This window comes from Psychrobacillus sp. BM2 (assembly GCF_048572895.1).
In the GTDB taxonomy this organism is placed as follows: domain Bacteria; phylum Bacillota; class Bacilli; order Bacillales_A; family Planococcaceae; genus Psychrobacillus.
Genome location: NZ_CP183878.1, coordinates 2,066,780 through 2,093,456, shown reverse-complemented (window position 1 = coordinate 2,093,456; position 26,677 = coordinate 2,066,780). Strand labels below are relative to the sequence as shown.

Below are 26,677 nucleotides of genomic sequence, written 5' to 3'. Positions count from 1 at the left end.
TATATGTATGAAGTACTAAAAAACCGGCAGATTATATGTATTGATATACGAAGTTTTTTTGCGAGCTGTGCCGCAGCAGATGCAGGTCTGGATGTCATGAATACCCCGATTGCGGTCATCGGAAATTTGGAGCAAAAAGGAAGTATCGTGCTCGCTGCATCTCCGCCTATGAAAAAACAGTTTGGCGTAAAGACTGGAACTCGCTTGTTTGAAATACCAGATCATCCTTCGATTCATCTTATCGAACCTAAAATGGAGTTTTTCGTTCGAGTATCGATGGAAATTACACGCTATTTACATCAGTTTGTCCCCCACGAATCGATTCATGTATATAGTGTCGATGAGTGTTTTGCGGATCTTGGAGGAACAGAAAGGCTTTGGGGACCCGTTGAAAACACGATAAAACGTATACAAGACGGGCTATATGCCCAGTTTCAATTACCTTGTGCGGTTGGATTGGGGCCTAATATGCTTATGGCTAAGCTGGCACTTGACCTAGAAGCGAAAAAAACTGGTTTTGCTAAATGGACATATGAAGACGTTCAGGAGAAATTGTGGCCAGTAACCCCATTAAGTGATATGTGGGGGATTGGATCCCGTCTAAAAAAGACGCTAAATAACATGGGGATTTTCAATGTTGGGCAATTGGCGAAAACACCATTATCTCTGCTCGAGGAGAAATTTGGAGTGATGGGAAACCAACTTTTTCATCATGCGTGGGGGATAGATTTATCAGAGCTCGGAGCGCCTCTTGAAGGAGGACAAATTAGTTATGGAAAAGGACAAATATTATTTCGAGATTATCGTAGTAAAAAAGAAGTCATGGCAGTCGTTTTGGAAATGTGTGAGGATGTAGCTAGGCGTGCACGCGAAGCAGAAATGGTTGGTAGAACGATACATTTATCTGTTGGGTATAGCAAAGATGCTTTTGGTGGAGGTTTTAATCGTTCTCGTTCCATCGATGAGCCGACAAATGCCACAATGACCATTTATAAAGTGTGTGAACAAATCTTTGATGAATTTTATGATCGCCGTCCTGTTCGGAAATTGTCTCTCTCGATTTCTAATTTAGAACCAGAGTATTCGATGCAGCTTAGCTTGTTTGAAGAACATAAATGGAAGGAACGAAAGCTAGGGAAAACGATGGATGCCCTGCGGAGTAAATACGGCTCTACTGCAGTTTTACGTGCAGTATCTTACACAGAAGCAGGAACTGCAAGAAAGCGTGCGGGATTACTTGGGGGGCATAAAAAGTAAAAGAAACGGCAGATCCAATATTTTGACTTTCGTAAAAAAGAGGAATATATTAATAATACAAATATCTTTAATTCGAGATATAAGAGATTAGATATTTAAATTTTATTTAGATAGGGAGAGAGTTTCTAATGAAATTACAAGACAAAGTAGCGATAATCACAGGTGGTGCATCGGGAATCGGTGCTGCAACAGCAAGACTTTTTGTTCAAGAAGGCGCAAAAGTAGTGCTAGTCGATTTGAATGAAGAAAAAGGAAAAGCATTTGAAGCTGAGTTAAAAGCACAAAATGCAGAAGCACTATTTGTTAAAGCTAATATTACAAGTGAAGAAGAGGTTAAAAATATATACAAAGAAACAATTGCCGCTTTTGGTAAAGTCGATATAGTTTTCAATAATGCGGGAATTGGTCGAGTAACTCCTACAGAAGAGTTGGAGTATGCGGAATGGCGTAATACAGTGAATGTTGATTTAGATGGTGTATTCTTAGTTGCACGTGATGCAATTCGTGAAATGCTTAAATCTGGTGGGGGAACAATTGTCAATACTGCTTCCATGTATGGTTGGGTAGGCTCACCTGGATCCGCTGCTTATAATGCAGCAAAAGGTGGAGTTATTAACTTAACACGATCACTAGCATTGGAATATGCGACAAAAAATATTCGTGTAAATGCACTAGCACCAGGTTTCATCGATACACCGATTATTCCTGAAGAAAGCAAAGAAGTATTAAAAACGATGACACCAATGCAACGTCTTGGCCAAGCAGAAGAAATGGCTAAAGCAGTATTATTCATGGCTTCAGACGATTCTTCGTTTATGACAGGAAATGTTTTAACAGTTGATGGTGGATATACAGCACAATAAGTAAATCTTTAGAATGACTTCCAGCTTGGGAGTCATTTTTTATATGGAAAAATGGAAGGGATTTAGTGCGTTTGAGGAGAATACAGTTATGAGTAGGAGCGTTAAACGAAAATAGGGGGAGTAGTATTGGAACAAACAATTTTTCAGCATATGCAGGTAGTACGCGGAATAACAGAAAAATCTATCCAGCAAATACCCGAGGAGCTAGCAGATATTGTTCCAACAGGATTTACGAATAATATTCGCTGGAATTTTGGTCATATTGCCTATATCCAGGAAAAGCTTGTATTTGGTGTTACCGGAGAAAAGATGATTCTTCCTGAAGAATATGAAGTTTTTTTTAGTGCAGGTACGAAACCAGCTGATTGGATTGGAACTCCACCAACACTTGTAGAAATTTCAGGTGAACTGATTGCACAAAAACAACGAATAGGAGATTCCCTTCCTGGAAATCTACAGAAAAGATTGCCAGAACCTTTCACTAACAGATCAGGTATTACATTTCACACAATTGGAGAAACATTTCTATTTAGTTTCTATCATGAAGCACTACATATGGAATCGATCAAAAGGATTTATCGAGCTATTAAAAACTAAATGGTAAGAAGAGGTATTCGCACAGTATTAATTAATGCTAGAAGGAGGAAGTAAATTGGAATATGTTTTGGATCACGTTGGAATTGCCGTTAGAAGTATTGATAGAGCTCTTCCTTTTTATCTTAATGTATTAAATGGATTATTAGAGGACCGTTATACAAGCGATACACCCGGTGTTGAAGTACATGTTGCTGTTGTCAGAACTAATGATAAGGTAATTGAATTACTGGAACCAACGAACAAGAACTCGCCAATGGCTCGGTTTATAAAGCAGCGAGGAAAAGGGGTACATCATATTGCATATAGAGTGGACGATTTGGACAAAGCGATACACGAGGCAAGTAAAAATGGAGTCCGTTTTTTAAAGGATACACTACGTACTAATACACGTGGAAGAAGGCTCATTTATATTAATCCCGCATCAACTGATGGAACTTTAATTGAACTTTGTAGTTATCCAAAACTAAACAAACTGGGAGACTAATCCACTGGAGGTAGTGAAGGTGAGAACAATAGGTTTAATATTGGGAGTTAAAGCTGGTGTATATAGTATTGTTTTGTGGGTTTTGCTAGTTTTTTATAACCCTTACACAGGTTCAAGTCCTGAAAATGTGGCAGTCAATACATTTGTTATGTTATGCCTTCCTGCTTGTTTAGCTATCATTGCTGCTTTCATGGAAAAAAAATATCTCATGTTAATTGCGTTTATTTGGTCTTTACCAATCAGTTTGTATGTAATGCTTACACCGAGTATATTTGCTTGGTTTATTGCCTCATGTATTACTTATTTCATTTGTTATCTTCTCATGTTGCTTCCCAAGAACAAAAGCATGGGAAAGAATAAAAGCAGGTTAGTAAATTTCTAAAATACATAAAGACCTTTACACTAAAGATTAGTTTGATACCTAATATTTGTACACGGTGGAGAATAGGAAAAGGGATGCTATTATTTAATGATAGATGTAGAAAGTAAATTTTCTTTGTTCATGTGGAATTAAAGAGAAATAGTAAGTGTTTGCCCCATAAAGAAGCGAAATAGCGAACGAAATTGCATCTTCGTGAGCTTGTTCTATCAATTAGAAAGTTATTTTATCTCTAGTTGTCCAAAACCGCATTAACCTGTTTTTAAAAGTTGGAGAAGTGTGACGGACAGACAAATGCCCTAAAATTACCGAAAAAGGAGAGGCTGGTTGTGACGTCAGTCACAACCAGCCTCTTTAAAAAATATTTGGTAATAATATAGCAAAAGGTCTGTCCAAAGCCCTTCGAAAACAATAGAAACAGGTTTTGACTTAAAGTACCGAGCATCTTTTTGCCCAGTTTTACTTATTTTAAAGGATGAAAAAAGACTTTCTGCAACAATAATAACAAAAATTAACGATAATATTTTATTGTAAAACGATAAGTCATATGTTAAAGTCAAAATAACAATAAATAAGTGAGGTGTTTTTTATGAAACGAGGATCAACACTATTTTTAAAAATAGCTGTTATTCTTATGGGAGTCCCAGTTCTTGCTTTATGCATATTTTTGGTGCCTGAAATAGCTAATTTTGCAGCAGAATTGTATCCAGATATTGCTTTTATCAACTATCTAGTTTTAATCGATTTGTATGCAGCTGCGATACCTTTTTACTTTGCACTGTATCAAGCTTTTAAACTTTTAAGCTATATTGACAAAAATAAAGCTTTTTCCAAAATTTCTGTAAGAGCTTTAAAGAAAATAAAATACTGTGCAATTACAATTAGTGGCGTATATGTGATAGGCATGCCGCTCTTCTATCTCATGGCGGAAATGGACGACGCTCCAGGTATAATAGTAATCGGAATGGTAATTATTTTTGCTTCAATAGTGATAGCAATCTTTGCTGCTGTGCTACAAAAACTCTTACAAGAAGCAATTGATATAAAATCAGAAAATGATTTAACGGTCTGAGGTGAATAATATGGCGATTATTATCAATATTGACGTGATGTTGGCTAAAAGGAAAATGAGTGTTACAGAACTTTCCGAACGGGTTGGAATAACGATGGCTAATCTTTCTATATTGAAAAATGGTAAAGCAAAAGCGATCCGATTATCAACTTTAGAGGCGGTTTGTAAGGCATTGAATTGTCAGCCAGGGGATATTTTAGAATATAAAAGTGATGAAGACACTCAAGGATAATAAAGTAGGAATTTTAGTTGAAAATAGACCATCAAAAAAATGATGGCCTATTTTCAACTATTTTTATTATTTCCTTTCATTGAAAGGAAAGCACCTAAAATTTTAAATTAGAATCTCCTGGAGTTTTAACAAGTTATTGATGTTTAGTTTGAAATGCAATCATGAAATCACTAAGAGTCTTACACGTCTCAAGTGGAACCGCATTATAAGTAGAAGCACGACAACCACCTACTGAGCGATGACCATTTAAGCCGATAAATCCTGCTTCTCTTGCTTCCGCTAAGAATTGTTTTTCCAAATCCTCGTCTGCTAGGCGGAACGTAATGTTCATGAGAGATCGGCTTTCTTTTGAAGCATGTCCCGTATAGAATTCATTGCTATTATCAATCACATCATAAATCAGTTTAGCTTTTTCCTCGTTTTGTTTAGCGATTGCAGTTAATCCGCCTTTTCCTTCTATCCATTTCAAAACTTCTCCAAGCATATAAATACCGAATGTCGGTGGTGTGTTGTATAGGGAATTACTTTCAGCATGCGTGCTGTATTTTAGGAAAGTTGGAATTTCTGTGTTAGCCTTTGCAAGAAAATCCTTACGAGCAATAACGACAGTCACTCCGGAAGGTCCAAGGTTTTTTTGGGCTCCGGCATAGATCATATCGAATTTACTAACATCTATAGGTTTCGACATAATATCACTAGACATATCTGCGATTAGTGGAACCTCACCTATGTCAGGAAACTGGGACCATTGTGTTCCATAAATTGTATTATTCGATGTTATATGTATATATGCGTCATCTGAATCGACATCAATTTCCTCTAATGAGGGGATATTACGATATTTATTTTCTTTTGTACTTGCAATTTGTACAGGTTCGCCAAATAGTTTCGCTTCTTTATAAGCTTTTTCTGACCAAACGCCTGTCATTACATAGCTTGCCGTTTTCCCTGACGGTAAGAAGTTCATCGGAATCATAGTAAATTGAAGACTTGCTCCACCTTGTAAGAAAAGAACTTCATAATCGTTTGGTATAGCGAAAAGTTTTCTTAAACGGGAAATAGCTTCATTATGTACTTCTTCAAAAGTTGCGCTGCGATGACTCATTTCCATAATAGACATGCCGGAGCCTTGGAAATTAACTAATTCTTGTTGTGCCTTTTCTAATACTTCTAGCGGAAGAGCAGAAGGACCTGCATTAAAATTATACGCTCGTTGATTTGATTGACTCAAGATAAACTCTCCTATCCTATTGGTTTGAATTTATTTATCTATTATATACGGTTTTTAACCTGATACATTAAAAATTGTATAATTTATTTTAAAAAATGAATAAATTGTTAACATTCTAATTTATATGGAATATCTGGTAGTATTTCAGAATCCGAATTATTTTTGGTTTCATCTATCGGAATCTTCGAACATTTGCTAAAATAGTAAAGTCTTAATATATATATAGTGGGGGAAGAAAAGTGAAAGTATTCTTGGATTTAGGATGGTTTTTTAAACAAAGAAAAAAGCAGTATCTAATAGGGATTCTGATGTTACTGTTTGTTGCATTTCTACAACTATTACCACCGAAGATTATAGGGTATGTAGTAGACGAGATTAGCCAACGCACATTAACAACTGCAGTATTAGTTAAATGGTTAGGTGTCTTAGCGCTAGCGTCAATTGGAATGTATATTTTACGTTATTATTGGCGTATTATGATTTTCGGATCATCAATATTCTTAGCAAGACAATTAAGAGAAAATTTGTTTCGCCATTTTACAAAAATGTCTCCATCCTTTTATCAAAAAAAGCGTGTTGGGGATTTAATGGCGCATGCTACAAATGACTTATCTGCTGTTCAACAGACGGCTGGAGCGGGTGTACTGACGCTTGTAGATTCGTTAGCAACAGGAGGATTTGTAATTGCAGCAATGGCGATAACGATTAACTGGAAGCTAACATTGATAGCATTGCTACCACTACCATTAATGGCTATTTTAACAAGCTATTACGGAAAACTGTTACATCAGCGCTTCCGATATGCACAAGAAGCTTTTTCCAATTTAAATGACAAATCACAGGAAAGTATTTCTGGTGTGAAAGTCATTAAAACGTTTGGACAGGAGAAAGAGGATACAGAGGATTTTATCCAATTATCACAAGAAGTTGTAGATAAAAACATTCGAGTAGCAAAAGTAGATGCATTATTCGATCCCACGATTTCATTAGTTGTTGGAATGTGTTTCTTCTTATCTATTGTATTTGGTACTCGTTATATACTTGCTGGTGAAATGTCGATAGGGGATTTATTTGCTTTTACGTCTTATCTTGGATTACTCGTTTGGCCGATGCTTGCGTTTGGATGGCTATTCAATATTGTGGAGCGAGGACGGGCATCTTATGATCGTATTAATAATTTAATGGATGAAAAGATAGAAATAGATGATAGACCAAATGCATTGGATGTAAAGCCAGAAGGAGATATTCACTTTCAAATAGAGGAATTTAAATTTCCTGGAGATGATCGAGCTGCATTACTTCATGTAGATTTTACCCTTAGACGAGGTGAAACATTAGGTATTGTCGGTAAGACAGGGGCTGGGAAAACGGCTATATTGAAATTATTAATGCGAGAATTTGAAGGATATAAAGGGAAAATTGTGTATGGAGATCATTCGATTGATATATACAAAAAACGTAGCTTACGTGAGGCAATCGGTTACGTACCACAAGATCATTTTTTATTCTCGACTACAGTTGCAGGGAATATAGCATTCGCGAATGCTGGTGCCACTATGGAAGCTGTGGAGGAAGCCGCAAAATTGGCATATATACATGAGGATATTCTACAGTTTACTAATGGCTATAATACGGTTGTTGGCGAACGTGGAGTTTCGTTATCCGGTGGGCAAAAACAGCGTATATCTATTGCACGTGCACTGATGATGGAGCCCGAGCTACTCATTTTAGATGATTCTTTATCGGCCGTAGATGCTAAAACGGAAGAAGCCATATTAGAAGCGCTGAAAGCTAAACGTAGCGATGAAACAACTATTATTACGTCTCACCGATTAAGTGCGATTCAACACGCACATCAAATCATTGTGATGAATGAAGGAACAATTGTTGAAAAAGGGTCCCATGTAGAGTTAATGGAACAGCAAGGACTGTATTATGAAATGTATCAACTACAGCAACTAGAATCATTAGTGGAACAGGGAGGTGAATCATAATGGATGAAAAACAACCGCAGTTGACAGGAAAAGACCAGTGGGTAGTTTTCAAACGTTTGCTCAGCTACTTGAAACCACATAAAAAAGTTATTGCGATAGCTTTACTATTACTATTATTAACCGTAACCGGTGATATTCTTGGTCCTTATTTGATCAAAACCTATATGGATGATTTTTTAACACCGAGAGATTTTCCAACGGGTCCGCTTGTTGGTCTTGCACTTGGCTATGTTTTTATACAAATTGGAAATGTGATAGTCAGTTATTTTCAATTACTCACCTTCCAAAAGCTAGCACTAAAAATTATTCAACAAATGCGCATTGATGTATTTACGAAAGTACACAAACTAGGAATGCGTTATTTTGACAAAACTCCTGCAGGTAGTATTGTATCTCGTGTAACAAATGACACAGAAGCGATTAAAGATATGTTCGTTAGCGTCTTGGTGGGATTTGTACAAAGTGGTTTTTTAGTAATTGGTGTATATATTGCCATGTTTATATTGAATGTGAAACTGGCACTTGTCACTACGATTTTATTGCCAATAATGGCTGTCATTATCCTGACGTATCGAAAACATAGTTCGGTAGTTTACCAAGATCTGAGAGAAAGATTAAGCCAGTTAAATGCAAAGCTAGCAGAGTCATTGCAAGGAATGACAATGATTCAGGCATTTAGACAGGAAGATCGTTTGCAGGATGAATTTAATGAGATCAATGATTCACATTGGAATGCAGGAAAACGGAATATTAAACTAGATAGTTTATTGCTTCGACCTGCTATTGATTTGGTTTATGCATTAGCGATTATTATGGTTCTTAGTTATTTCGGGGTCACTTCCATGAATAATATTGTAGAAGTGGGTGTTATCTATGCTTTTGTTACGTATATCGATCGTTTCTTTGAGCCGATCAATCAAGTGATGCAACGACTATCTATTTTCCAGCAAGCAATTGTTGCAGCTTCAAGGGTTTTCAAATTACTAGATGAGAAAGACTTAGCTCCAAATCAACAAAACGATGAATCTGCAAAAATTGAACAAGGAAAAATTGAGTTTCAAAATATCACTTTTTCATATGATGGTAAAACTGATGTGCTGAAAAACATTTCTTTTACTGCCGAGCCTGGTCAAACGGTAGCGTTAGTTGGCCATACTGGTAGTGGGAAAAGCTCCATTATTAACTTACTTATGCGTTTTTATGAATTTGAACAAGGCGATATTAAAATAGATGGATATTCTGTGAAAGACTTCAAATCAGAAGAGATGCGTGAAAAAGTTGGGCTTGTACTACAAGATCCGTTTATGTTTTATGGGGATATTGAAAGTAATATTCGGCTACATGCAAACGATATGACGGATACAGAAGTAAGAGAGGCAGCAGAGTTTGTACAGGCAAACAATTTTATCGAAAAACTACCAAATGCATATAATCAAAAAGTAACGGAAAGAGGTTCGACATTCTCTAGTGGGCAGAGACAATTAGTCGCGTTTGCTCGTACAATTGCTACTAATCCAAAGATTTTAGTGCTCGATGAGGCTACCGCCAATATTGACACGGAAACGGAAGTTGCTATTCAAAGTAGTTTAGAAAAAATGAGAAAAGGGCGAACGACTATTGCCATTGCCCATCGATTAAGTACGATACAGGATGCAGAACTAATTCTTGTGCTGCATCATGGGGAAATAGTGGAACGTGGAACTCATCAAGAGTTGCTAAATCAAAAAGGTTTATATCATAAAATGTATCTATTACAGAACAATGTTGTGGATAATATCGCATAATTATTACCCGCAATAAACCAGCAAGAGTTAAGACTCTTCGCTGGTTTATTGCGTTTTGGAAGTAACCAACAATGGAGAAAAATCACCAAGCAACTGATCATTTTTCTGTTGTGATACAATAATAGATGAAAAAAGAAAGGTCGTAATAAGAATGTATTCAATAATTGAAGCTGCAAAACTGGTTGCAGAGCAGGGACGGAACGTGTTAGCATGCGCAAAAGAATTAGAGCAAATTACGATGAAAACAGGGAAAAAACGCTCTGATTTATTTGAAAGATATTGCGCGAACCAACATTCTTTTAACGTGCATACATATATGAATTCTACTATTGAAAACTTAACAGAGATTAAAGTATTTCAAAGAAAAGTTGCTTTATTCGGAGCAGTTTATGCAGGTACGAGAACAGACTATGAAGCAGAAGTAGATGCACAACAAGCAGAAACAGGGTATGAAGAATTAGTTGCAGCACTTCATGAAATGAAAAATGCATTGTCACTTCTCGAAAATGCAAGTGAAAAATAATCCATACAAAGCCGAAATTCACCTACCTATATCTTGTAGAGGGTGAATTTTTTTGATTCAAAGTTTTTAAAATAAGCTGATAAATTGTAATGACTTTTCATTTATGAAAGGATAGAGAGGGTTACAATTTTGAAGGGAGTCGTTTCTGATGAAAGTAGTAGTAATTGGAGCAAACGGACAAATTGGACAACATGTAGTAAAGGAATTACAACAGAGTGACACTCACTCGGTGACCGCGGTGGTCCGAAAAGAAGAACAGGCAGAAAAGCTTAAAGTTAACAATATCCAAGCAATTGTAGCTGACTTAGAAGGCACTGTTGAAGATCTTGCTAAAGCAATTTCAGGAGCAGATGCCCTCGTCTTTATAGCTGGTTCAGGCGGTAATACAGGTCCTGACAAAACATTATTAATCGATTTAGATGGTGCTGTGAAAACAATGGAAGCTGCTAAACAGGTAGGGGTAGATCGGTATATCATGGTCAGCGCATTCGATGCCGATAAGCGACAAACTTGGAATGAAGGAATACGTCCTTATTATGTAGCTAAACACTATGCGGATCGATTGCTCGAAGCAAGCGGTTTAAATTACACTATTGTTCGACCTGGTGGGCTTGTTAACAAACCGTCTATTCGAAAAATTACGGTAGGGGTTGAAGCAAAGCCTAGTACCATAACGCGCGAGGACGTAGCACATACACTTATTGCTACATTAGAAAATAAAAAAACGTACCGTCGTGCATTTAATCTTGTAAACGGTGAACATTCAATAGAAACCGCATTAAATAATCTCGACTAGACATTCCCGCATTAACGGGCAGTTCTCTACTGCCCGTTAATGCGGGATAAACGCTATAAAATTACCGAAAAAAGAGATACTGGTCGTGACAACAGTCACGACCAGTATCTCCAAAAAATAACTGATAATAGGTATAGCAACAAGTCTGTTCAAAGCCCTTCGAAAACGAAAGATACAGGTTTTTAACTATAAGGACTGGGCATCTTTTTTTGCCCGGTTTTTCTAATATAATGTTACTATTTAGTATTCCTGTCTTTCACAATGGTTGAAGATTTGCTAAACTTAAAAAGTCTTACTAATTATTTTGAAAAAGCATATATTGTCTAGTGTACATACTTTAAAATGGAGTAGTCAGCTGAAATTGCTTGAAAGATTCAAAAAGCTGTCACAAGCAATTATGAGGTCAAACAGAAAGAAATTTGATACGATAGGTACAGAAATTTGGAAAGGTTGACTGCCGTGAGTACAGATGTAAACTTCCTACTGGCATTTGGTGCAGGGTTTTTAAGCTTCATATCACCTTGTACGCTACCATTGTATCCTGCATTCTTATCATACATTACAGGAATGTCATTAGAAGAAATAAAAACAGACAAGAAATTAATGCAAAAAAGAGGAATGCTTCATACATTATTCTTCTTATTAGGCTTTTCTATCATTTTTGTTGCGATAGGATTTGCAACATCACTGGTAGGCACATTTTTTATACAATATGATGATTTACTTCGCCAAATTGGAGCAATATTCATCGTTATATTCGGTTTAATCATAGTAGGTATATTTAAGCCAGAGTTTTTAATGAAAGAAAAGAAAGTTCAATTTAAAAATCGTCCTGCCGGTTATTTGGGAACTATTTTAATCGGAATGGCATTTGCTGCTGGTTGGACACCATGTACAGGACCTATTTTAGCATCTGTTATCTTAATGGCTGGATCTAATCCTGATGCTGGTATGTGGTATATGCTTGCTTATGTATTAGGGTTTGCTATTCCCTTCTTCGTATTGTCTTTCTTTGTCACACGCCTTAACTGGATACGTAGAAATAGTAATTTAATTGTAAAAGTTGGCGGTTATATTATGATTGCACTTGGACTGATTTTATTTTTCGATGGTTTAACGTATATCATACGTATACTAAGCCCAATTTTTGGAGGTTTCACTGGATTTTAACGTGAGGGGGACACTGCAATGCCAACAGTATTAGTAGTAGATGATGCCATATTTATGCGTACGACGATTAAGAGAATGCTAGAAAATCATCGGTTTGAAGTTGTTGGCGAAGCGTCTAATGGACTAGAAGCAGTAGAGCTATATAAGACGCTTTTACCAGATGTCGTGACGATGGATATAACAATGCCCGGGATGAATGGAATAGAAGCTGTAAAAGAAATTATAGCAGAATTTCCAGACGCTAAAATAGTGATGGTTACTGCCTTGGGTCAACAAAAGTTAATCGTGGATGCACTGGAATATGGTGCAAAAGATTTTATCACAAAACCTTTTGATCCAGACCAAATTGTAAATGTGTTATATAATGTTACTTCAGATATGTAGGAACTTATAGTATAGTAACAAAAGAAATAAAAGATATGGGGAATTACTAATGTTAGATAAAATATCTCCAAATATGATGCTGATTGCATCCTCAGTGGTCGCAATTGGTATGGGAATACTCGTTACAACGGTTCGGGCAAAATCTGCTAAGCAGCCAGCAAGTGTGAAAAAGATATTATTGCCACCAATGTTTATGTCCACTGGTGCATTAATGTTCGTTTTTCCATATTTCCGTGTTACTTTGATGGAATTTTTAGAAGCCATTGGTGTAGGAATTCTCTTCTCTATTGTGCTTATTTGGACCTCTAAATTCGAACGAAGAGACGGAGATATATATTTAAAGCAATCGAAGGCATTTATATTCATCCTGTTCGGTTTGCTGATTGTCCGTATTATAGGCAAAATAATACTAAGTTCCACAATCGATATTGGTGCACTTAGTGGTATGTTCTGGATACTAGCATTCGGAATGATTGTTCCTTGGAGAATTGCCATGTACCTGCAATTTAAAAAACTACAAAATAAGATAGAAAAAGTGAGCATCCGGTAATATAGGATTGCTCACTTTTTTTGTTATTGGTTTAATTAGACGCCTTGTCCACGGACAGCTCAAAATATTTGTTGAAGGGCGTTACATCAATGTTCAATTCAGCAAGTTTTTTACGCAAAAATTTATGATCCCGTTTTGGAGTAGCAATGATATATCCGCGTATTAGCAGTTCCCGAGTAATTGCTGTTGCTTTTTCCTCTAAAGCCAATTGCCCAATTTTCCCTGCTATTTTTTGTTTAGCTACAGGTCTAAACAAGTCAGGAACTGGTGAAACCAATTCATTGAGTAATTGCTTTTGTTCATCATTCCAAAGATGGATTGTTTGATCTACATAGTATTCTTCCCAATCTAAATCAGATTTACCGTCACTTTTGGGTAGTGCCTTTCCAAACTTGCGGAACATAAAGAAGCCACCAATTCCCATTAGCGTCACTAAAACTACAACCCATAAAAGGATAAACCATAAAAACCAACCTTCTAGCAAACTATTCACCTCATTCTCTTATACTTAAGTATAAGTTGTTCCGTAAAATTTTTCATCCTCCTTGTATACTTTCTTTGAAAAAAGTTCTATCTAGTAGTTGAAAGGAGGGGATATACATGGCAAACCTAGAACATAAGCATGCAGTTTTAAAACTTGTTTTTGAAGGAGAAGTAAATGAAGACGGCAAGATGATAACAAAGTCAAAAACTTACCGTAATGTTCGAGCAAATGCAACAGCAGATCAACTTGATACTGTTGCTAAAACACTTAGTTCATTTTCCGATAGTGCATTCATCGGAGCAGAGAAGATTGAAACCATGCAAGTAGTCTAATAACAAGAAAGGAGGCAGGAAGCAATGAGTAAAACACTACAGCTACAGTTTGAAACAGCACATGGAAAGAATGTCACAATATCAGTAGATGATCCTAAAAGTAATCTAACAGAAACGGATATTCAAACAGGAATGCAAGAAATTATTTCAAGTAATGCTTTTCGATCGGATGGATCTCCTTTAGCAGTTATTAAAAGTGCCAAGGTAGTAGACCGAACAGTTACCGAAATTATTTAACACTCTAAAGACTCTCCCGAGTAGGAGAGTCTTTTTAAAATGGATGGATGTGAATAATATGGAGCAGTGGCTAAGTGTAATTCAAGATGTTGGATTTCCAATCTTTGTATCATTCTATTTGATGCACCGTGTTGAAACAAAACTAGAAGAAATAAAGGTCGCGCTGTTATCATTGAACCAAAGTATTTAGTCACAAAACTGTTGAAATAAATAAGGCAATGTAGTTGAACGTAGAAAGTTGTTTAGTTAAGATGAGGGTATGAAGAGAAAAGCGAGGTCTCATGAATGAAGAAGTTATTTTTTGTATTATTTATTTCCTTAATTGTTCTGGTGGGTTGCGGTAGCAGTGGCAATTTTGAAGCACAGACAAACTGGGAAGTTTCTGATTTTGAATATGAAAATCAGCATGGAGAAAAAGTTTCTTTAGAAGATTTAAAAGGAACTGTTTGGTTATCGACATTTATTTTCACAAATTGTGAAACAGTATGTCCCCCAATGACATTCAATATGAGTGACATTCAAGCAATGTTAAGTGAAAAGGGTATAGAGGATTACAAAATTGTTGCATTTAGTGTCGACCCAGAAGTTGATACTCCAGATAAACTCCAAGAATACATCGGAAATTACGATGTAGTAGATGAAAGTAAATGGGAACTCTTAACTGGCTATTCACAGGAACATATTAGTGGCTTTGCAGCTGATTCATTTAAGACCTTAGTTCGTGATGATCCGAATACAAACCAAGTTATCCATGGTACATCTTTCTACTTAGTTGACCAAAATGGTGTAGTTGTCAAAAACTATAGTGGCAATACGGATGTACCTAAAGAAGAAATTGTAATTGATGTTGAAACATTAATTGAAGATGGAAAATAAAAGTCAGCCTTTCCAAATGGAGAGGCTGACTTTTAATTATGCATTATTTTGCTTTTTCAATAAATCTCTAATCTCTTCCAATAATACCTCTTTCGAATCAACGGGAGGTGCTTCTTTTGTTACTGCCACAACATCCTCTTTACGTTTAAACTTAGATAATAGTCGAATAAACAGGAAAATAGCAAAAGCAACAACTAGAAAATCAAAAACAGATTGCAAAAAATTGCCATATAGAATTTCTTTATAATGTAAAGAAGAAAACCTACCACTAGGAAGTAGTAAACCAATAGTTGGCATGATTATATGTTCCACTAATGAAGTAACAATCTTTCCAAAAGCTGCACCAATGACTACAGCAATTGCTAAATCTAGCACATTACCTTTAAAAGCAAACTCCTTGAAATCTTTCCACATATTTTTCACCTCCGTACTGCCATACTACAAAAAAATCAATAGTTTGTATATATCGACATTTTACGCAAATGGACTATTGTTTGGAGTAATTCTGTGCTATTGTTTTTATAGAATCTAAGCTAGGAGGTGCACTTATGAAGGTGAAAAAAACATATCGAAAAATACCGTTTCGTATTGTTATTATATATATAATTATCAGTTTGTTGTGGATACTATTATCTGATGTATTATTATTTAGATTTTTCCCTGAGAATATGTTTATATCTATACTGAAAGGTATCATTTATATAGGCTTGAGTGCACTTTTACTTTTGTATTTGATGAAGCAATCCTGGAGTGTCCAAAATGACCTGATTGCAAAGGAATATAAAGATGAACTAACAGGACTTCAAAATAGGAGCTCGTTGCAAAAGAATTTAACGGAAATTTTATTTAGTAAGGAAAAATTTCATTTATTATTTATCGATTTTGATCGATTTAAGATGATCAATGACCTATACGGGCACGAAATAGGGGATATTGTATTAAAGAAGGTCTCCGACACATTACGAGATAATTCGCATATTAGGTTCTCAGATGTTATATCTAGATGGGTAGCGGATGAATTTATAGTCATTTTGAAAAATAAATCGGATCATGAAGTCGACTTGTTTGTAAGTAGCTTACTAGCAGAAACTTCGGTTCCGTTACATATTGCGGGTAAGGAAATAGTGAATCATATTAGTGTAGGTTCAGTTCATTACCCAGAGGATACGACCAAGAGCTCTGAACTATTACGATTTGCGGAAATTGCAGCCGAAGAGGCAAAGAAAAATGGCGGGTTAACCCACATAAGATATCGAAAAGAATTATCTGATAAAGCAAATAGAGAATTATATTTAGAAGAAGGTTTAAAACACTCATTAGAGAAACAAGAATTATTTCTTAACTTCCAGCCACAGATTGCCACTAGTACGCATCAGATTATTGGTGTAGAAACACTGATTCGTTGGGTTTACGATGGAAAGACAATATCTCCAGCAGAGTTTATACCGATTGCTGAAAAAAGTGGACTTATTATTCAAATAGGAGACTATGTACTACGCGAAACATGTAAGAACATACCTTGTATCGAAGACACAATTGGGAAAAGTTTATATTTTAGTGTGAATGTATCAGCTAGGCAATTTTATCAAAAAGATTATATAGGTAGAACAAAACAAATTATTAAAGAAACTAGTATTAGTCCAGCTCAAATTATTTTAGAAATTACCGAATCCATCATTATGGAGTACACCGATTTTGTCATTGAATCTTTGCATGAGTTACGAGAATTTGGTTTTCAAATTGCAATTGATGATTTTGGAACGGGCTATTCATCGTTTAAATATTTAGAATTGCTTCCGGTTAATATTATTAAAATAGACCAAAGCTTTACACAGTCTATTGATAAGGTTAGAACAAAAGCAATTGTACAATCCATCATTTCTCTTGCGCATAACTTAGATATGCAGATTTTGGCAGAAGGGGTAGAAAACCTTTTCCAAGTGGCTAGTTTAAAGGAAATGGATTGTCACTTTTTACAAGGGTATTATTTCAGTAAACCTTTGACATTAGAAAATCTTTTACAGCAATATAAGTAGAATAGGTGAATAAGTAGATGAAGAAACAAAAGAGAATATCCTATAAAACAAAGGTCTGGATGATTGTGTTACTTCTTCCATTTACGATAACAATCTATATACTAGCAATTATAGGATGGAAAGAACTGGTGAAAATACCCGTTGTACAGGAATGGGCAGAAACACTTCAAAAAAGTACGGTAAAATTGGATGTACCTACTGAATATATTGAGTTGTATAAAAAGGCAGAGGAAAAATATGGTGTCCCTTGGACATTAATAGCTGCTCATCATCGCATTGAAACCAGATTTTCGACAATGGATCCTTTACTTTCTCCAGCCGGTGCTGAAGGACATTTGCAATTTATGCCCTGTACTTTTGTTGGGTGGTCGCACCCCAGCTGTGGCGGATTGGGTAAAGGAGAGATTCCTGAAAAGGATAAGATAAATCCGGCTATTATTGAAAAATATGGTGGGTATGGAGTAGATGCTAATAATGATGGTAAAGCAGACCCATATGATTTAGAGGATGCCGTTTATAGTGCAGCTAATTATCTCGCGGCAAGTGGTGCCGCTGATGGTGAGATTGAAAAAGCTGTTTTCAATTATAATCATAGTGAGAAATATGTGAAGGACGTTCTTCATTTTTACAATTTGTACGAAAATCAGTTAAAAGAAATTCAAGCAGCATATTCACCATAAAAGTAAAAAAGGAAGTACTCATAATGAGCACTTCCTCTTTTTTGCAGTATTAAGCTTTACGCATTGCTTTTAAGATAAAGCTCAAGACAAGTACTAAAATAATTGCCCCGATTAATGCTGGTATGATTGCCATATCCCAAATAACTGGACCCATGTCAGGGAATATTAATCCACCGATCCATGCACCGATAATACCTGCGATAATATTACCGATAATTCCTCCTGGTATGTCTTTACCTAAAATTAGACCTGCTAACCAACCGATGATACCACCGATTATTAAGTATAATATGAATCCCATATTTTCCATCTCCTTAAAAATGTATTATTGCTTCACACTCTTTATATATCCATCTTTAAGCATTAATAAACCTTTGTTAATTATTTTTTATAACTTGGCATCTAAGAAACCGGAAAAATGGCCAAAAGCCAATTCGTGACGGCAAAGTCTATTACTTTTTAGAATGAATTAAAACAGTAAAATATCCAGTAAATTTTTTATTGTTATTTTTCGAAATATTTTGCTTTTCTTGTTTCCTTGTATTATAATTTTGAAAAAAGGGAGTGGAGAACATGGATATTCGTATTAACAAAAGGCTAAATAAGCAGGGAATTTTTTTAGCAATTCTCCATACAATAATTATTTTAAACTTAACTATTGACTTTTTCTTCGTACATTAATATTTGTATAAAGGGCAGTTTGCAGCTGCCCTTTATACTGTAGCTATTATAAATCCTTTTTAAAATGCCTTGCATGCTAAATAACATGCAAGGCATTTTTATTATTTAATAGAACCACTTACGAACTGCTCATCTTTATAATACATATTTTTCACTAAAATATTTGGACCTAAGCATTTAACCGCAGGACAATGACAATTAAGCGATTTCGAAAGTGAAGTATCTAGCCACTTATCAAAAATTGCTGGAAGCGTATCTGTTTGTATATTTCCTAGGGCAGGGGCATCTCCGAAATCAGTGACAATGACCTCACCAGTGAATATATTAACATTCAGACGTGACCTACCATCCGGATCATTCCTTGTAGAAACATTTTTTGTTTGACGTAGTCTCTCTAATAATTGAATACTTTTTTTATTTTGACTGCAGGGATAAAAAGGTAGTGTTCCGAATAACATCCACACATTTTCATCCCGAAAATCTAATATTTGTTCGATTGCTTCATATGTTTCTTCTAATGTTAGAGCCGTTAATGCACTAGCGAAATCGGAAGGGTACATAGGGTGAATTTCATGGCGAGCACATTTCATCTCATCCACAATTTGCTTATGAATATGCTCTAAATAGGGAAGTGTTTTTTTGTTCAACATCGTTTCTGCTGAAACCATTACACCAGCCTCCGAGAGCATTCGGCTATTGTCTATCATACGTTGAAAAAGATTAGCTCGCTGTTCATATGTAGGTTTCCGTTCCATCATGGCAAATCCAGTTTCAACAAATTCATCAACTGTTCCCCAGTTATGAGATATATGTAATACATCTAAGTAAGGTGCAATCGTTAAGTAACGTTCTGGCTCTAATGTTAGATTGGAATTCATCTGCGTACGAACACCTCTACTATGGGCATACTTTAATAAGGGAAGAACGTAATTAGTAATGGATTTTTTGGATAGCATAGGTTCTCCACCCGTAATGCTAATAGTTTTTAAGTGAGGAATCTCTTCTAAACGTTGGAGGATTATTTCTATTGGAATTGCATCAGGGTCTTTCGTTTGTAATGTATATCCAACTGCACAATGTGCACAACGCATATTACATAAAGTAGTTGTTGTAAATTCGATATTGCTTAAGGTTAGTTTTCCAAACTGTTCCATGTCTTGGTATGCTTCCCACGGATCGTTTATTGGATTCATCGTTTTCATTTCTATCATTATTTAAACTTCCTTTCCAGTAATATATTGTCGCATATTTGGAGAAAAAAGAAAATAAGAGGCATTACTTGCTTGTTTGACCTTTAAAATGGGTATAAAGTAAGTACTACGTTAGGAGTGGAGGAATTATATGTTTATAGAAAAAAATAACGAAATAAGAAAGAACCTCTTTCAACAAATCGATTCATTAACGAACGAACAATTTAACGAGAAACCAGATGAGGTATCTTGGTCTCCAAAAGAAATTGTGGATCATTTAGTGAAAATGGAACTTTCCATTATTAAAGGCATAAAAAAGGAGCTTTCTAACCCAACAAGTCCGAGCGCAAAGAAAAAACCAATACAGTTATCTACATTAAGAATGATTAAAGTAAAGGCCCCAGCTCATACAGAACCGTCCAGTGAATACAAAAGAACAGAAGAAATGAAAGCACAGCTCCATAAAGCAAGAATGGAACTACTTTCTCTTTATAAATCCAGTAAACCTTCTATATTAAAAGAAAAATCATTGAAGCATCCTATTTTTGGACAAGTTCCATTAATACAATGGTTTGCTTTTACCGGGCTACATGAAAAGAGACATGCGAAGCAATTAGAAAAGACTATCGAGAAAATAAAAGGTCATTAATAATAATTATGACTTATAATAATTTTAATCTAATTTACTTATCAAGTATATTCAAGTATGATAAGTATTGGAGAAAAGTCACTAGATAGACACTTTTCAATAGATATTAGGAGGAATACAAATGGCAAAAAGTAATTTACACAATAGCCGTACTTCGTTTTCTCTAAATGGTAAAGAGTATAACTACTATCGTTTAGCAGCATTAGAAGAAGCCGGCATCGCAAAAGTTTCACGCCTTCCTTATTCAATTAAAGTATTATTAGAATCTGTTTTACGTCAATACGATGGCTATGTTATCAAAGAAGATCATGTAAACCAATTAGCTAAATGGGGTAAAGATGCTAACACTGAAGCAGAAGTGCCATTTAAACCTTCACGCGTTGTACTTCAAGATTTCACAGGAGTACCTGTTGTTGTAGATCTAGCATCACTTCGTTCAGCGATGAATGAAATGGGTGGAAACCCAGATAAAATCAACCCTGCTATTCCAGTTGACCTTGTAATTGACCACTCAGTACAAGTAGACAAATATGGTACGGCATCAGCATTGCAAGCAAATATGGATCTTGAATTTGAACGTAATGCTGAGCGTTATAACTTCTTAAAATGGGCTCAAACATCATACGATAATTTCCGTGCTGTTCCTCCAGCTACTGGTATCGTTCACCAAGTTAACTTAGAGTACTTAGCTCCTATCGTACATGTGAACGAAAGTGCTGATGGTACATTAGAAACTTTCCCAGATTCGGTAGTAGGTACTGACTCACATACAACAATGATTAATGGTCTTGGAGTACTTGGATGGGGTGTAGGTGGTATCGAGGCAGAAGCAGGTATGCTTGGTCAACCTTCATACTTCCCAATTCCTGAAGTAATCGGAGTTAAATTAGTTGGAGACCTTCCAAATGGAACAACTGCAACTGACTTAGCGCTTAAAGTTACGCAAGTATTACGCCAACAAGGGGTTGTTGGAAAATTTGTTGAGTTCTTCGGACCTGGTGTTTCTAAATTACCATTAGCTGACCGTGCGACAATTGCGAATATGGCTCCTGAATATGGTGCTACATGTGGTTATTTTGCAATCGATGAAGAATCTATCAACTATTTACGACTAACTGGCCGTGAAGAAGAACATATTGCTGTCGTAGAAGCTTACTTAAAAGCAAATGATATGTTCTTTGATCCAACTCTAGAACCTGTTTATACAAATGTAGTGGAGATCAATCTTGGAGATATTGCAGCAAACCTTTCTGGACCAAAACGTCCACAAGATTTAATCCCACTTACAGATATGAAAGCTCGTTACCGTGAATCAGTTGTAGCTCCACAAGGTACACAAGGTTTCGGTCTATCTGAAAAAGAATTTGACAAAACAGCAACTGCTAAATTTGCAGAAGGAGATGTAGAAATTCCAACAGGTGCTGTAGCAATTGCTGCAATCACTTCTTGTACAAATACATCAAACCCATATGTAATGTTAGCTGCTGGTTTAGTTGCTAAAAAAGCGGTAGAAAAAGGACTTACTGTTCCTGCTTATGTTAAAACTTCTCTAGCTCCAGGTTCTAAAGTAGTTACTGGCTATTTAGAGGATTCTGGTCTAAACACATACCTAGATCAAATCGGTTTCAATACAGTTGGTTACGGTTGTACAACTTGTATCGGTAACTCAGGTCCATTATTACCTGAAATCGAAAAAGCAATCGTTGACGAAGATCTATTCGTAACTTCTGTTCTTTCTGGTAACCGTAACTTTGAAGGTCGTGTACATCCACTAGTGAAAGCAAACTACTTAGCTTCACCACCATTAGTAGTAGCTTATGCGCTTGCTGGAACTGTAGATATTGATCTACAAAAAGATTCATTCGGTAAAGACAAAGATGGCAACGAAGTATACTTTGCTGATATTTGGCCATCTACTGAAGAAGTAAACGAAGTACTTTCGACTGTTGTTACTCGTGAATTATTCCAAAAAGAATACGCACGTGTATTTGATGAGAACGAAGCTTGGAATGCAATCGAAACATCAACTGAATCTTTATATTCATTTAATGACAAATCGACATACATTCAAAACCCACCATTCTTCCAAGGATTATCAAAAGAGCCTGGTGCTATCCAATCGCTAGATAAAATGCGCGTAGTAGCAAAATTCGGTGATTCGATTACAACAGACCATATTTCACCAGCTGGTGCGATTGGTAAAGATACTCCTGCAGGTAAATACTTGCGTGAAAATGGTGTTGAAATCCGCGACTTTAACTCTTACGGTTCACGTCGTGGTAACCATGAAGTAATGATGCGCGGCACATTCGCTAACATACGTATTCGTAACCAAGTTGCACCAGGTACTGAAGGTGGGTATACAACTTACTGGCCAACAGGCGAAATTATGCCTATCTATGATGCAGCTATGAAGTATCAAGAAGCGAATACTGGATTAGTAGTACTTGGTGGAAAAGATTATGGTATGGGATCTTCTCGTGACTGGGCAGCTAAAGGAACTAACCTATTAGGTATCAAAGCTGTTATTACAGAAAGCTTTGAGCGTATACATCGTTCAAACCTAGTAATGATGGGTGTTCTACCTCTTAACTTCTTACCAGGTGAAAACGTTGATACACTTGGCTTAACTGGTAAAGAAGAAATTAGTATTAATATTGCAGAAGGTGTAAAACCTCGTGATATTTTACAAGTAACAGCTAAAGCTGAAGATGGTTCTGAAAAAGTATTCAACGTACTTGCTCGTTTCGATTCAGAAGTTGAAGTAGATTACTATCGTCATGGTGGTATCCTACAAATGGTATTACGTAACAAAATGTTAGAAGTATAAGAAATACTTGAAAGAGACTATTCCTTTTTAGGAATTAGTCTCTTTTTTTATGCGTAAAATATAAAATGATAGAATTATTATTTAATTCAAAATATTATTGTGTTAGGATTAGGCTAACATCTATTTGTCATGCGATAGGAGGTAAAAGATGGATCAGCCTACCATAATTTTGTCCAAGTTAAGTGCGCCCATACCGTCTTCTACTTATATGAGAAGATCTTCATTGATGAAGAAATTAAAAACGAATACACATAAGAAGCTAACCTTATTACATAGCGGAGCAGGTTATGGAAAAAGTTCTGCTCTTGCTCAATATTTTGCAGATTCCAGAGGACTTTATTCTTGGTACTCTATTACAGAGGAAGATGATGGTATACTTCCTTTTCTTCGCCATCTCATTAGCAGTATACAAAAAACTGTCCCTGCATTCGGTAGAAGCTTTAAAGATAAAGGCCTTATACCTACTTATCCAAAAGAGTCTGAGCTTCAACAATTGTATTCTCTATTTAGCAATGAATTATCTAATATTGATGAGCCATTATCCATAGTGCTAGATGATTTTCATCTTGTGGACCATGTTTTTCATATCAATTATATAATGGAGAAAATAATAGAATTTTTACCGCCGAATATTCATGTCGTAGTATCTACTAGACTAAGACCTAAATGGTCTATCTTATTAAAATTAAAGCTAAGTGGGCAGCTAGTTGAAATAACAGAGAGTGACCTAATGTTCACTGAGGAAGAAATACTCGTCTTTTTTGAAGACTATTTCGATAAACATATCACCATTCAAGATGCTTCTGAAATCATGAGACTTACAGAAGGTTGGGCAATCGCTATCCAATTGCTAGCTATGCAAGTAGCAGAGACAAACAGGCAAATTAGTCAGCTAGTAAACCCTGCTTTGAACGATTTGTTTTCTTATTTACTTGAAGAGGTGTTTTTGCTTTTATCAGCAGAAGATCAGCAATCTCTTATAAATTTTAGTATTTTCCCGTTATTTACCACAAATGATATTGAAGATTTTTTTAGTAAGGAAGAAGCAAAAAATATGGAACGACTTGCTAATAGTCATGCATTTATACAACCATTGGGCGATTCTCAAACGTATAGATTTCATGCACTATTCAAGCAGTTTTTAGAAACGAAATCGAAACAAAAGGATATGAACGTTTTCTATGAAACTCATCGAAGGGCCGCTAGTTATTTTCAGGTAAAGGAAAACATCGTTCAGGCAGTTCACCATGCGGTAAAAGCAAATGATGAAAGCTTTTTAGCTGAGCTACTAACAATCTTTGCACCAAGAATGATTAAGGGAGGTCAATTCGATTGGTTGCTGGATCTATTAGGTGACCATTTATCGAAATCTATTCGAGATAACTTTTATGAACTGTATTATTATGAGGGCGAGTGTCAGCGCTACAGAGCCTTTTATGAAAAGGCAAGACTCTCCTACGAGGCCGCTTTAGAGAAAGCCTTCCAAAAAGAAAATATTTTGTATATTAGTAGAGCAAATGCAGGACTTGCACATATATACCTTGATACAATTCAACCAGCTTTGGCACAACCCTTTTTAAAAGAAGCTATCGAATGGGCTGAAAAGGAAAACGACATCTCTGCTTTAGAAAAAGTATTTTTGCAGCGCTTGATGGCGGAGAATTTAGTCAATATAGGAAAGGCGAACGATGCAAAAAATTGGATAGAACAAGAGAAGCTAGATCCTGCTATCTTAACCGAAGGAAATTTAGATGCGAGGATTTTATTAAGAACCGGTAAGCTGATTGAAGCTCAACATTTACTAGAAAGTAGGACAAGAGAAGAAGATAGCTTGCCGGATTCTCATCGTGAAACGGATGTGTTATTATCCTTTATTTATTCACTTACGGGGCAGGGTGAAAGAGCGAAAATATCCGCCGAAAAAGGCATCGAAACAGGCATACAGGAAAAGTCTGGATTTGTGGAAGCAGTTGGTTTAATCAGACTTGGACATTCTGAAGTACTAACTGATCCTTTTGATCTGGAAACTCCGGAAGTATGTTATTTGCAAGCGATTCAAAAAATGGATGAATTGAATGTAGCAAGAGCAAAAGCTGAGCCGTATATGGGACTTTCCATTTTAAAATCAAGGCAAGGGTTTTTCCGAGAAGCAATAGACTATGGAGAAACAGGTTTACTTGAAACAAAGAAAGTAAATGACTACTGGCTGTCTGCCTATATATTACTGGGTCTTGGTATCGTTTATTTGGAAAAAGCGGAGGTTATAGAAGCTCAAGAGCATATTAGACAAGCAAATGAATTATTCACCAATTGTGAAGATGTATATGGAGAAATGATTTCTCATTATTGGTTGATGCGTATTTACTATGAATTAAAAGATGAAGCTTCATTTAGTGAGCACGCTAAATGTTTTATGGAATTATGCTCTACCCATAATTATTTCTTTTTTTTACAAAACCGAACTGTTTTCGGTCCGATTGATCTCCAAACAAACTATCCTATCTTGCAAAAAATTTATGCAATACATCGCGATAACAAGTATATAGAAGAAATCATAAGTAAGTTAAATATCCAAACTAACACGAATTACCCTGGCTATACTTTATATCTTCGTCTTTTAGGTCCTTTCACATTGTATATGGGAATTGATGAAGTAAATGAACGCAAATGGCAACGAGATAAATCAAAGGAATTGTTTGCGTACCTTTACTTACAAAGTCACCGTTATGTTCCAAAAGAAGAATTGATACAAATGCTTTGGGGAGAAAGTGATACTAAAAAGCTAGACCGAGATTTTAAGGTTACATTGAATTCCTTATTAAAGGTACTTGAACCAAATAGACAGGCACGTGAAGAATCTTATTTTATATTGCGCAAGCAGTCGATGTATCGATTAAATCCAAATGCGTATGTAGGGAGTGATATGCTGGATTTTAACCATTTTGCTCAGAAAGGAATCGAGGAAATATCTCCACACCTATCAAAAGAACTATTGCTAAAAGCAGTCCGTTTATATAGAGGAGAATTATTTGAAAACAGAATCACGATAGAATGGATTTCATCGGAGCGAGATAAAGCACGGCAACTATTCATACAGGTTTTAGAAAGACTCTCCCAAACCTATACTAGATCAAAAGAATTCGAGAAAACGATTTATTGGGCAGAAAAACTATTAACATACGATTCTACCTGGGAGGAAGCCTACCGTTTATTAATGTATGCCTATTATCAGCTTCAAAACAGGAGCCAATCCGTTAAATGGTATGGTCGCTGCGTGCATGTACTAGAGAAGGAGCTTAATATAGAACCAATGCCTACAACCATTCAGATGTTTGAAATGATAACTGGGTATGAATAAGAGCAGAG

General features: G+C 36.0%; 28 protein-coding genes. 23 read left to right on the top strand and 5 right to left on the bottom strand.

Annotation, left to right across the window (positions count from 1 at the left end; all coding sequences use genetic code 11):
* The first annotated feature begins 3 nt into the window (after window positions 1-3).
* The 7 genes from ACN6MX_RS10135 to ACN6MX_RS10105 all read left to right on the top strand — a co-directional run bounded on the left by ACN6MX_RS10135 (window position 4) and on the right by ACN6MX_RS10105 (window position 4,884).
* Window positions 4-1,257 (top strand): DNA polymerase thumb domain-containing protein, encoded by a 1,254-nt coding sequence (locus ACN6MX_RS10135; protein WP_419962481.1) that lies wholly within the window; start codon window positions 4-6, stop codon window positions 1,255-1,257.
* A gap of 128 nt (window positions 1,258-1,385) precedes the next feature.
* Window positions 1,386-2,120 (top strand): SDR family NAD(P)-dependent oxidoreductase, encoded by a 735-nt coding sequence (locus ACN6MX_RS10130; protein WP_419962480.1) that lies wholly within the window; start codon window positions 1,386-1,388, stop codon window positions 2,118-2,120.
* Window positions 2,121-2,246: 126 nt separating this feature from the next.
* Window positions 2,247-2,717 carry a DinB family protein gene (locus ACN6MX_RS10125; protein ID WP_419962479.1) on the top strand — a complete coding sequence of 157 codons (471 nt, stop codon included), beginning with the start codon at window positions 2,247-2,249 and terminating at the stop codon, window positions 2,715-2,717.
* A 55-nt stretch (window positions 2,718-2,772) separates the two neighbouring features.
* The gene (locus tag ACN6MX_RS10120) at window positions 2,773-3,201 is read left to right on the top strand and encodes a VOC family protein (RefSeq protein WP_419962478.1); all 429 of its coding nucleotides are present in this window, start codon (window positions 2,773-2,775) and stop codon (window positions 3,199-3,201) included.
* A gap of 19 nt (window positions 3,202-3,220) precedes the next feature.
* Window positions 3,221-3,583 (top strand): hypothetical protein, encoded by a 363-nt coding sequence (locus ACN6MX_RS10115; protein ID WP_419962477.1) that lies wholly within the window; start codon window positions 3,221-3,223, stop codon window positions 3,581-3,583.
* A gap of 586 nt (window positions 3,584-4,169) precedes the next feature.
* Window positions 4,170-4,652 (top strand): DUF2975 domain-containing protein, encoded by a 483-nt coding sequence (locus ACN6MX_RS10110; RefSeq protein WP_419962476.1) that lies wholly within the window; start codon window positions 4,170-4,172, stop codon window positions 4,650-4,652.
* Window positions 4,653-4,662: 10 nt separating this feature from the next.
* A complete protein-coding gene (locus ACN6MX_RS10105) occupies window positions 4,663-4,884 on the top strand; it encodes a helix-turn-helix domain-containing protein (RefSeq protein WP_419962475.1) in 222 nt (73 codons plus the stop codon).
* 133 nt (window positions 4,885-5,017) lie between these two features.
* Here the strand turns inward: ACN6MX_RS10105 and serC are convergent, their stop codons facing one another.
* Complete coding sequence (gene serC, locus ACN6MX_RS10100) at window positions 5,018-6,115, bottom strand: 3-phosphoserine/phosphohydroxythreonine transaminase (RefSeq protein WP_419962474.1); 1,098 nt, start codon at window positions 6,113-6,115, stop codon at window positions 5,018-5,020.
* Window positions 6,116-6,354: 239 nt separating this feature from the next.
* On the opposite strand from serC, the gene ACN6MX_RS10095 reads away from it, so the two are divergent.
* From ACN6MX_RS10095 to ACN6MX_RS10065, 7 genes are all read left to right on the top strand, one after another.
* Entirely contained in the window at window positions 6,355-8,109 is a 1,755-nt protein-coding gene (locus ACN6MX_RS10095; protein WP_419962473.1) for an ABC transporter transmembrane domain-containing protein, read from the top strand.
* Window positions 8,109-9,893 (top strand): ABC transporter ATP-binding protein, encoded by a 1,785-nt coding sequence (locus tag ACN6MX_RS10090; RefSeq protein ID WP_419962472.1) that lies wholly within the window; start codon window positions 8,109-8,111, stop codon window positions 9,891-9,893. The genes ACN6MX_RS10095 and ACN6MX_RS10090 overlap by 1 nt, the downstream gene beginning before the upstream one ends.
* Before the next feature lie 151 nt (window positions 9,894-10,044).
* Complete coding sequence (locus ACN6MX_RS10085) at window positions 10,045-10,416, top strand: hypothetical protein (RefSeq protein ID WP_419962471.1); 372 nt, start codon at window positions 10,045-10,047, stop codon at window positions 10,414-10,416.
* Window positions 10,417-10,564: 148 nt separating this feature from the next.
* The gene (locus tag ACN6MX_RS10080) at window positions 10,565-11,212 is read left to right on the top strand and encodes an SDR family oxidoreductase (RefSeq protein WP_419962470.1); all 648 of its coding nucleotides are present in this window, start codon (window positions 10,565-10,567) and stop codon (window positions 11,210-11,212) included.
* A gap of 459 nt (window positions 11,213-11,671) precedes the next feature.
* The gene (locus tag ACN6MX_RS10075; RefSeq protein WP_419962469.1) at window positions 11,672-12,382 is read left to right on the top strand and encodes a cytochrome c biogenesis CcdA family protein; all 711 of its coding nucleotides are present in this window, start codon (window positions 11,672-11,674) and stop codon (window positions 12,380-12,382) included.
* A gap of 18 nt (window positions 12,383-12,400) precedes the next feature.
* The gene (locus ACN6MX_RS10070; RefSeq protein WP_419962468.1) at window positions 12,401-12,766 is read left to right on the top strand and encodes a response regulator; all 366 of its coding nucleotides are present in this window, start codon (window positions 12,401-12,403) and stop codon (window positions 12,764-12,766) included.
* Between the two features lie 49 nt (window positions 12,767-12,815).
* Complete coding sequence (locus ACN6MX_RS10065; RefSeq protein ID WP_419962467.1) at window positions 12,816-13,316, top strand: CcdC family protein; 501 nt, start codon at window positions 12,816-12,818, stop codon at window positions 13,314-13,316.
* Between the two features lie 31 nt (window positions 13,317-13,347).
* Here ACN6MX_RS10065 and ACN6MX_RS10060 read toward each other — a convergent pair whose 3' ends face one another.
* The gene (locus ACN6MX_RS10060) at window positions 13,348-13,800 is read right to left on the bottom strand and encodes a DUF2621 family protein (RefSeq protein WP_419962466.1); all 453 of its coding nucleotides are present in this window, start codon (window positions 13,798-13,800) and stop codon (window positions 13,348-13,350) included.
* Window positions 13,801-13,916: 116 nt separating this feature from the next.
* On the opposite strand from ACN6MX_RS10060, the gene ACN6MX_RS10055 reads away from it, so the two are divergent.
* The 4 genes from ACN6MX_RS10055 (at window position 13,917) to ACN6MX_RS10040 (ending at window position 15,245) form a co-directional block, all read left to right on the top strand.
* Window positions 13,917-14,132 (top strand): DUF1659 domain-containing protein, encoded by a 216-nt coding sequence (locus ACN6MX_RS10055; RefSeq protein ID WP_419962465.1) that lies wholly within the window; start codon window positions 13,917-13,919, stop codon window positions 14,130-14,132.
* A 24-nt stretch (window positions 14,133-14,156) separates the two neighbouring features.
* A complete protein-coding gene (locus ACN6MX_RS10050; RefSeq protein WP_419962464.1) occupies window positions 14,157-14,369 on the top strand; it encodes a DUF2922 domain-containing protein in 213 nt (70 codons plus the stop codon).
* A gap of 58 nt (window positions 14,370-14,427) precedes the next feature.
* On the top strand, window positions 14,428-14,559 hold the full coding sequence (locus tag ACN6MX_RS10045) for a YvrJ family protein (protein WP_419962463.1): 132 nt from the start codon (window positions 14,428-14,430) through the stop codon (window positions 14,557-14,559).
* 95 nt (window positions 14,560-14,654) lie between these two features.
* A complete protein-coding gene (locus ACN6MX_RS10040) occupies window positions 14,655-15,245 on the top strand; it encodes an SCO family protein (protein WP_419962462.1) in 591 nt (196 codons plus the stop codon).
* Window positions 15,246-15,281: 36 nt separating this feature from the next.
* Here ACN6MX_RS10040 and mscL read toward each other — a convergent pair whose 3' ends face one another.
* Window positions 15,282-15,659 (bottom strand): large conductance mechanosensitive channel protein MscL, encoded by a 378-nt coding sequence (mscL, locus tag ACN6MX_RS10035; RefSeq protein ID WP_419962461.1) that lies wholly within the window; start codon window positions 15,657-15,659, stop codon window positions 15,282-15,284.
* 134 nt (window positions 15,660-15,793) lie between these two features.
* Here mscL and ACN6MX_RS10030 point away from each other — a divergent pair, with 134 nt between their 5' ends.
* Window positions 15,794-17,281 carry a putative bifunctional diguanylate cyclase/phosphodiesterase gene (locus ACN6MX_RS10030; RefSeq protein WP_419962460.1) on the top strand — a complete coding sequence of 496 codons (1,488 nt, stop codon included), beginning with the start codon at window positions 15,794-15,796 and terminating at the stop codon, window positions 17,279-17,281.
* 17 nt (window positions 17,282-17,298) lie between these two features.
* Window positions 17,299-17,961 carry a lytic transglycosylase domain-containing protein gene (locus tag ACN6MX_RS10025; RefSeq protein ID WP_419962459.1) on the top strand — a complete coding sequence of 221 codons (663 nt, stop codon included), beginning with the start codon at window positions 17,299-17,301 and terminating at the stop codon, window positions 17,959-17,961.
* 49 nt (window positions 17,962-18,010) lie between these two features.
* On the opposite strand, the gene ACN6MX_RS10020 is transcribed toward ACN6MX_RS10025, so the two are convergent.
* Together ACN6MX_RS10020 and yfkAB are read right to left on the bottom strand one after the other, a co-directional pair.
* Window positions 18,011-18,262, bottom strand: coding sequence for a GlsB/YeaQ/YmgE family stress response membrane protein (locus tag ACN6MX_RS10020; protein ID WP_211894362.1), 252 nt, complete (start codon window positions 18,260-18,262; stop codon window positions 18,011-18,013).
* Between the two features lie 481 nt (window positions 18,263-18,743).
* Window positions 18,744-19,844, bottom strand: a complete 1,101-nt coding sequence (yfkAB, locus tag ACN6MX_RS10015; RefSeq protein WP_419962600.1) for a radical SAM/CxCxxxxC motif protein YfkAB — start codon at window positions 19,842-19,844, stop codon at window positions 18,744-18,746.
* A 139-nt stretch (window positions 19,845-19,983) separates the two neighbouring features.
* Between yfkAB and ACN6MX_RS10010 the strand changes: the two genes are divergently transcribed.
* The 3 genes from ACN6MX_RS10010 to ACN6MX_RS10000 all read left to right on the top strand — a co-directional run bounded on the left by ACN6MX_RS10010 (window position 19,984) and on the right by ACN6MX_RS10000 (window position 26,669).
* On the top strand, window positions 19,984-20,481 hold the full coding sequence (locus ACN6MX_RS10010) for a DinB family protein (protein WP_419962458.1): 498 nt from the start codon (window positions 19,984-19,986) through the stop codon (window positions 20,479-20,481).
* Window positions 20,482-20,602: 121 nt separating this feature from the next.
* Complete coding sequence (gene acnA, locus ACN6MX_RS10005) at window positions 20,603-23,311, top strand: aconitate hydratase AcnA (protein ID WP_419962457.1); 2,709 nt, start codon at window positions 20,603-20,605, stop codon at window positions 23,309-23,311.
* 226 nt (window positions 23,312-23,537) lie between these two features.
* Window positions 23,538-26,669 (top strand): BTAD domain-containing putative transcriptional regulator, encoded by a 3,132-nt coding sequence (locus ACN6MX_RS10000; RefSeq protein ID WP_419962456.1) that lies wholly within the window; start codon window positions 23,538-23,540, stop codon window positions 26,667-26,669.
* Window positions 26,670-26,677 lie beyond the last annotated feature (8 nt).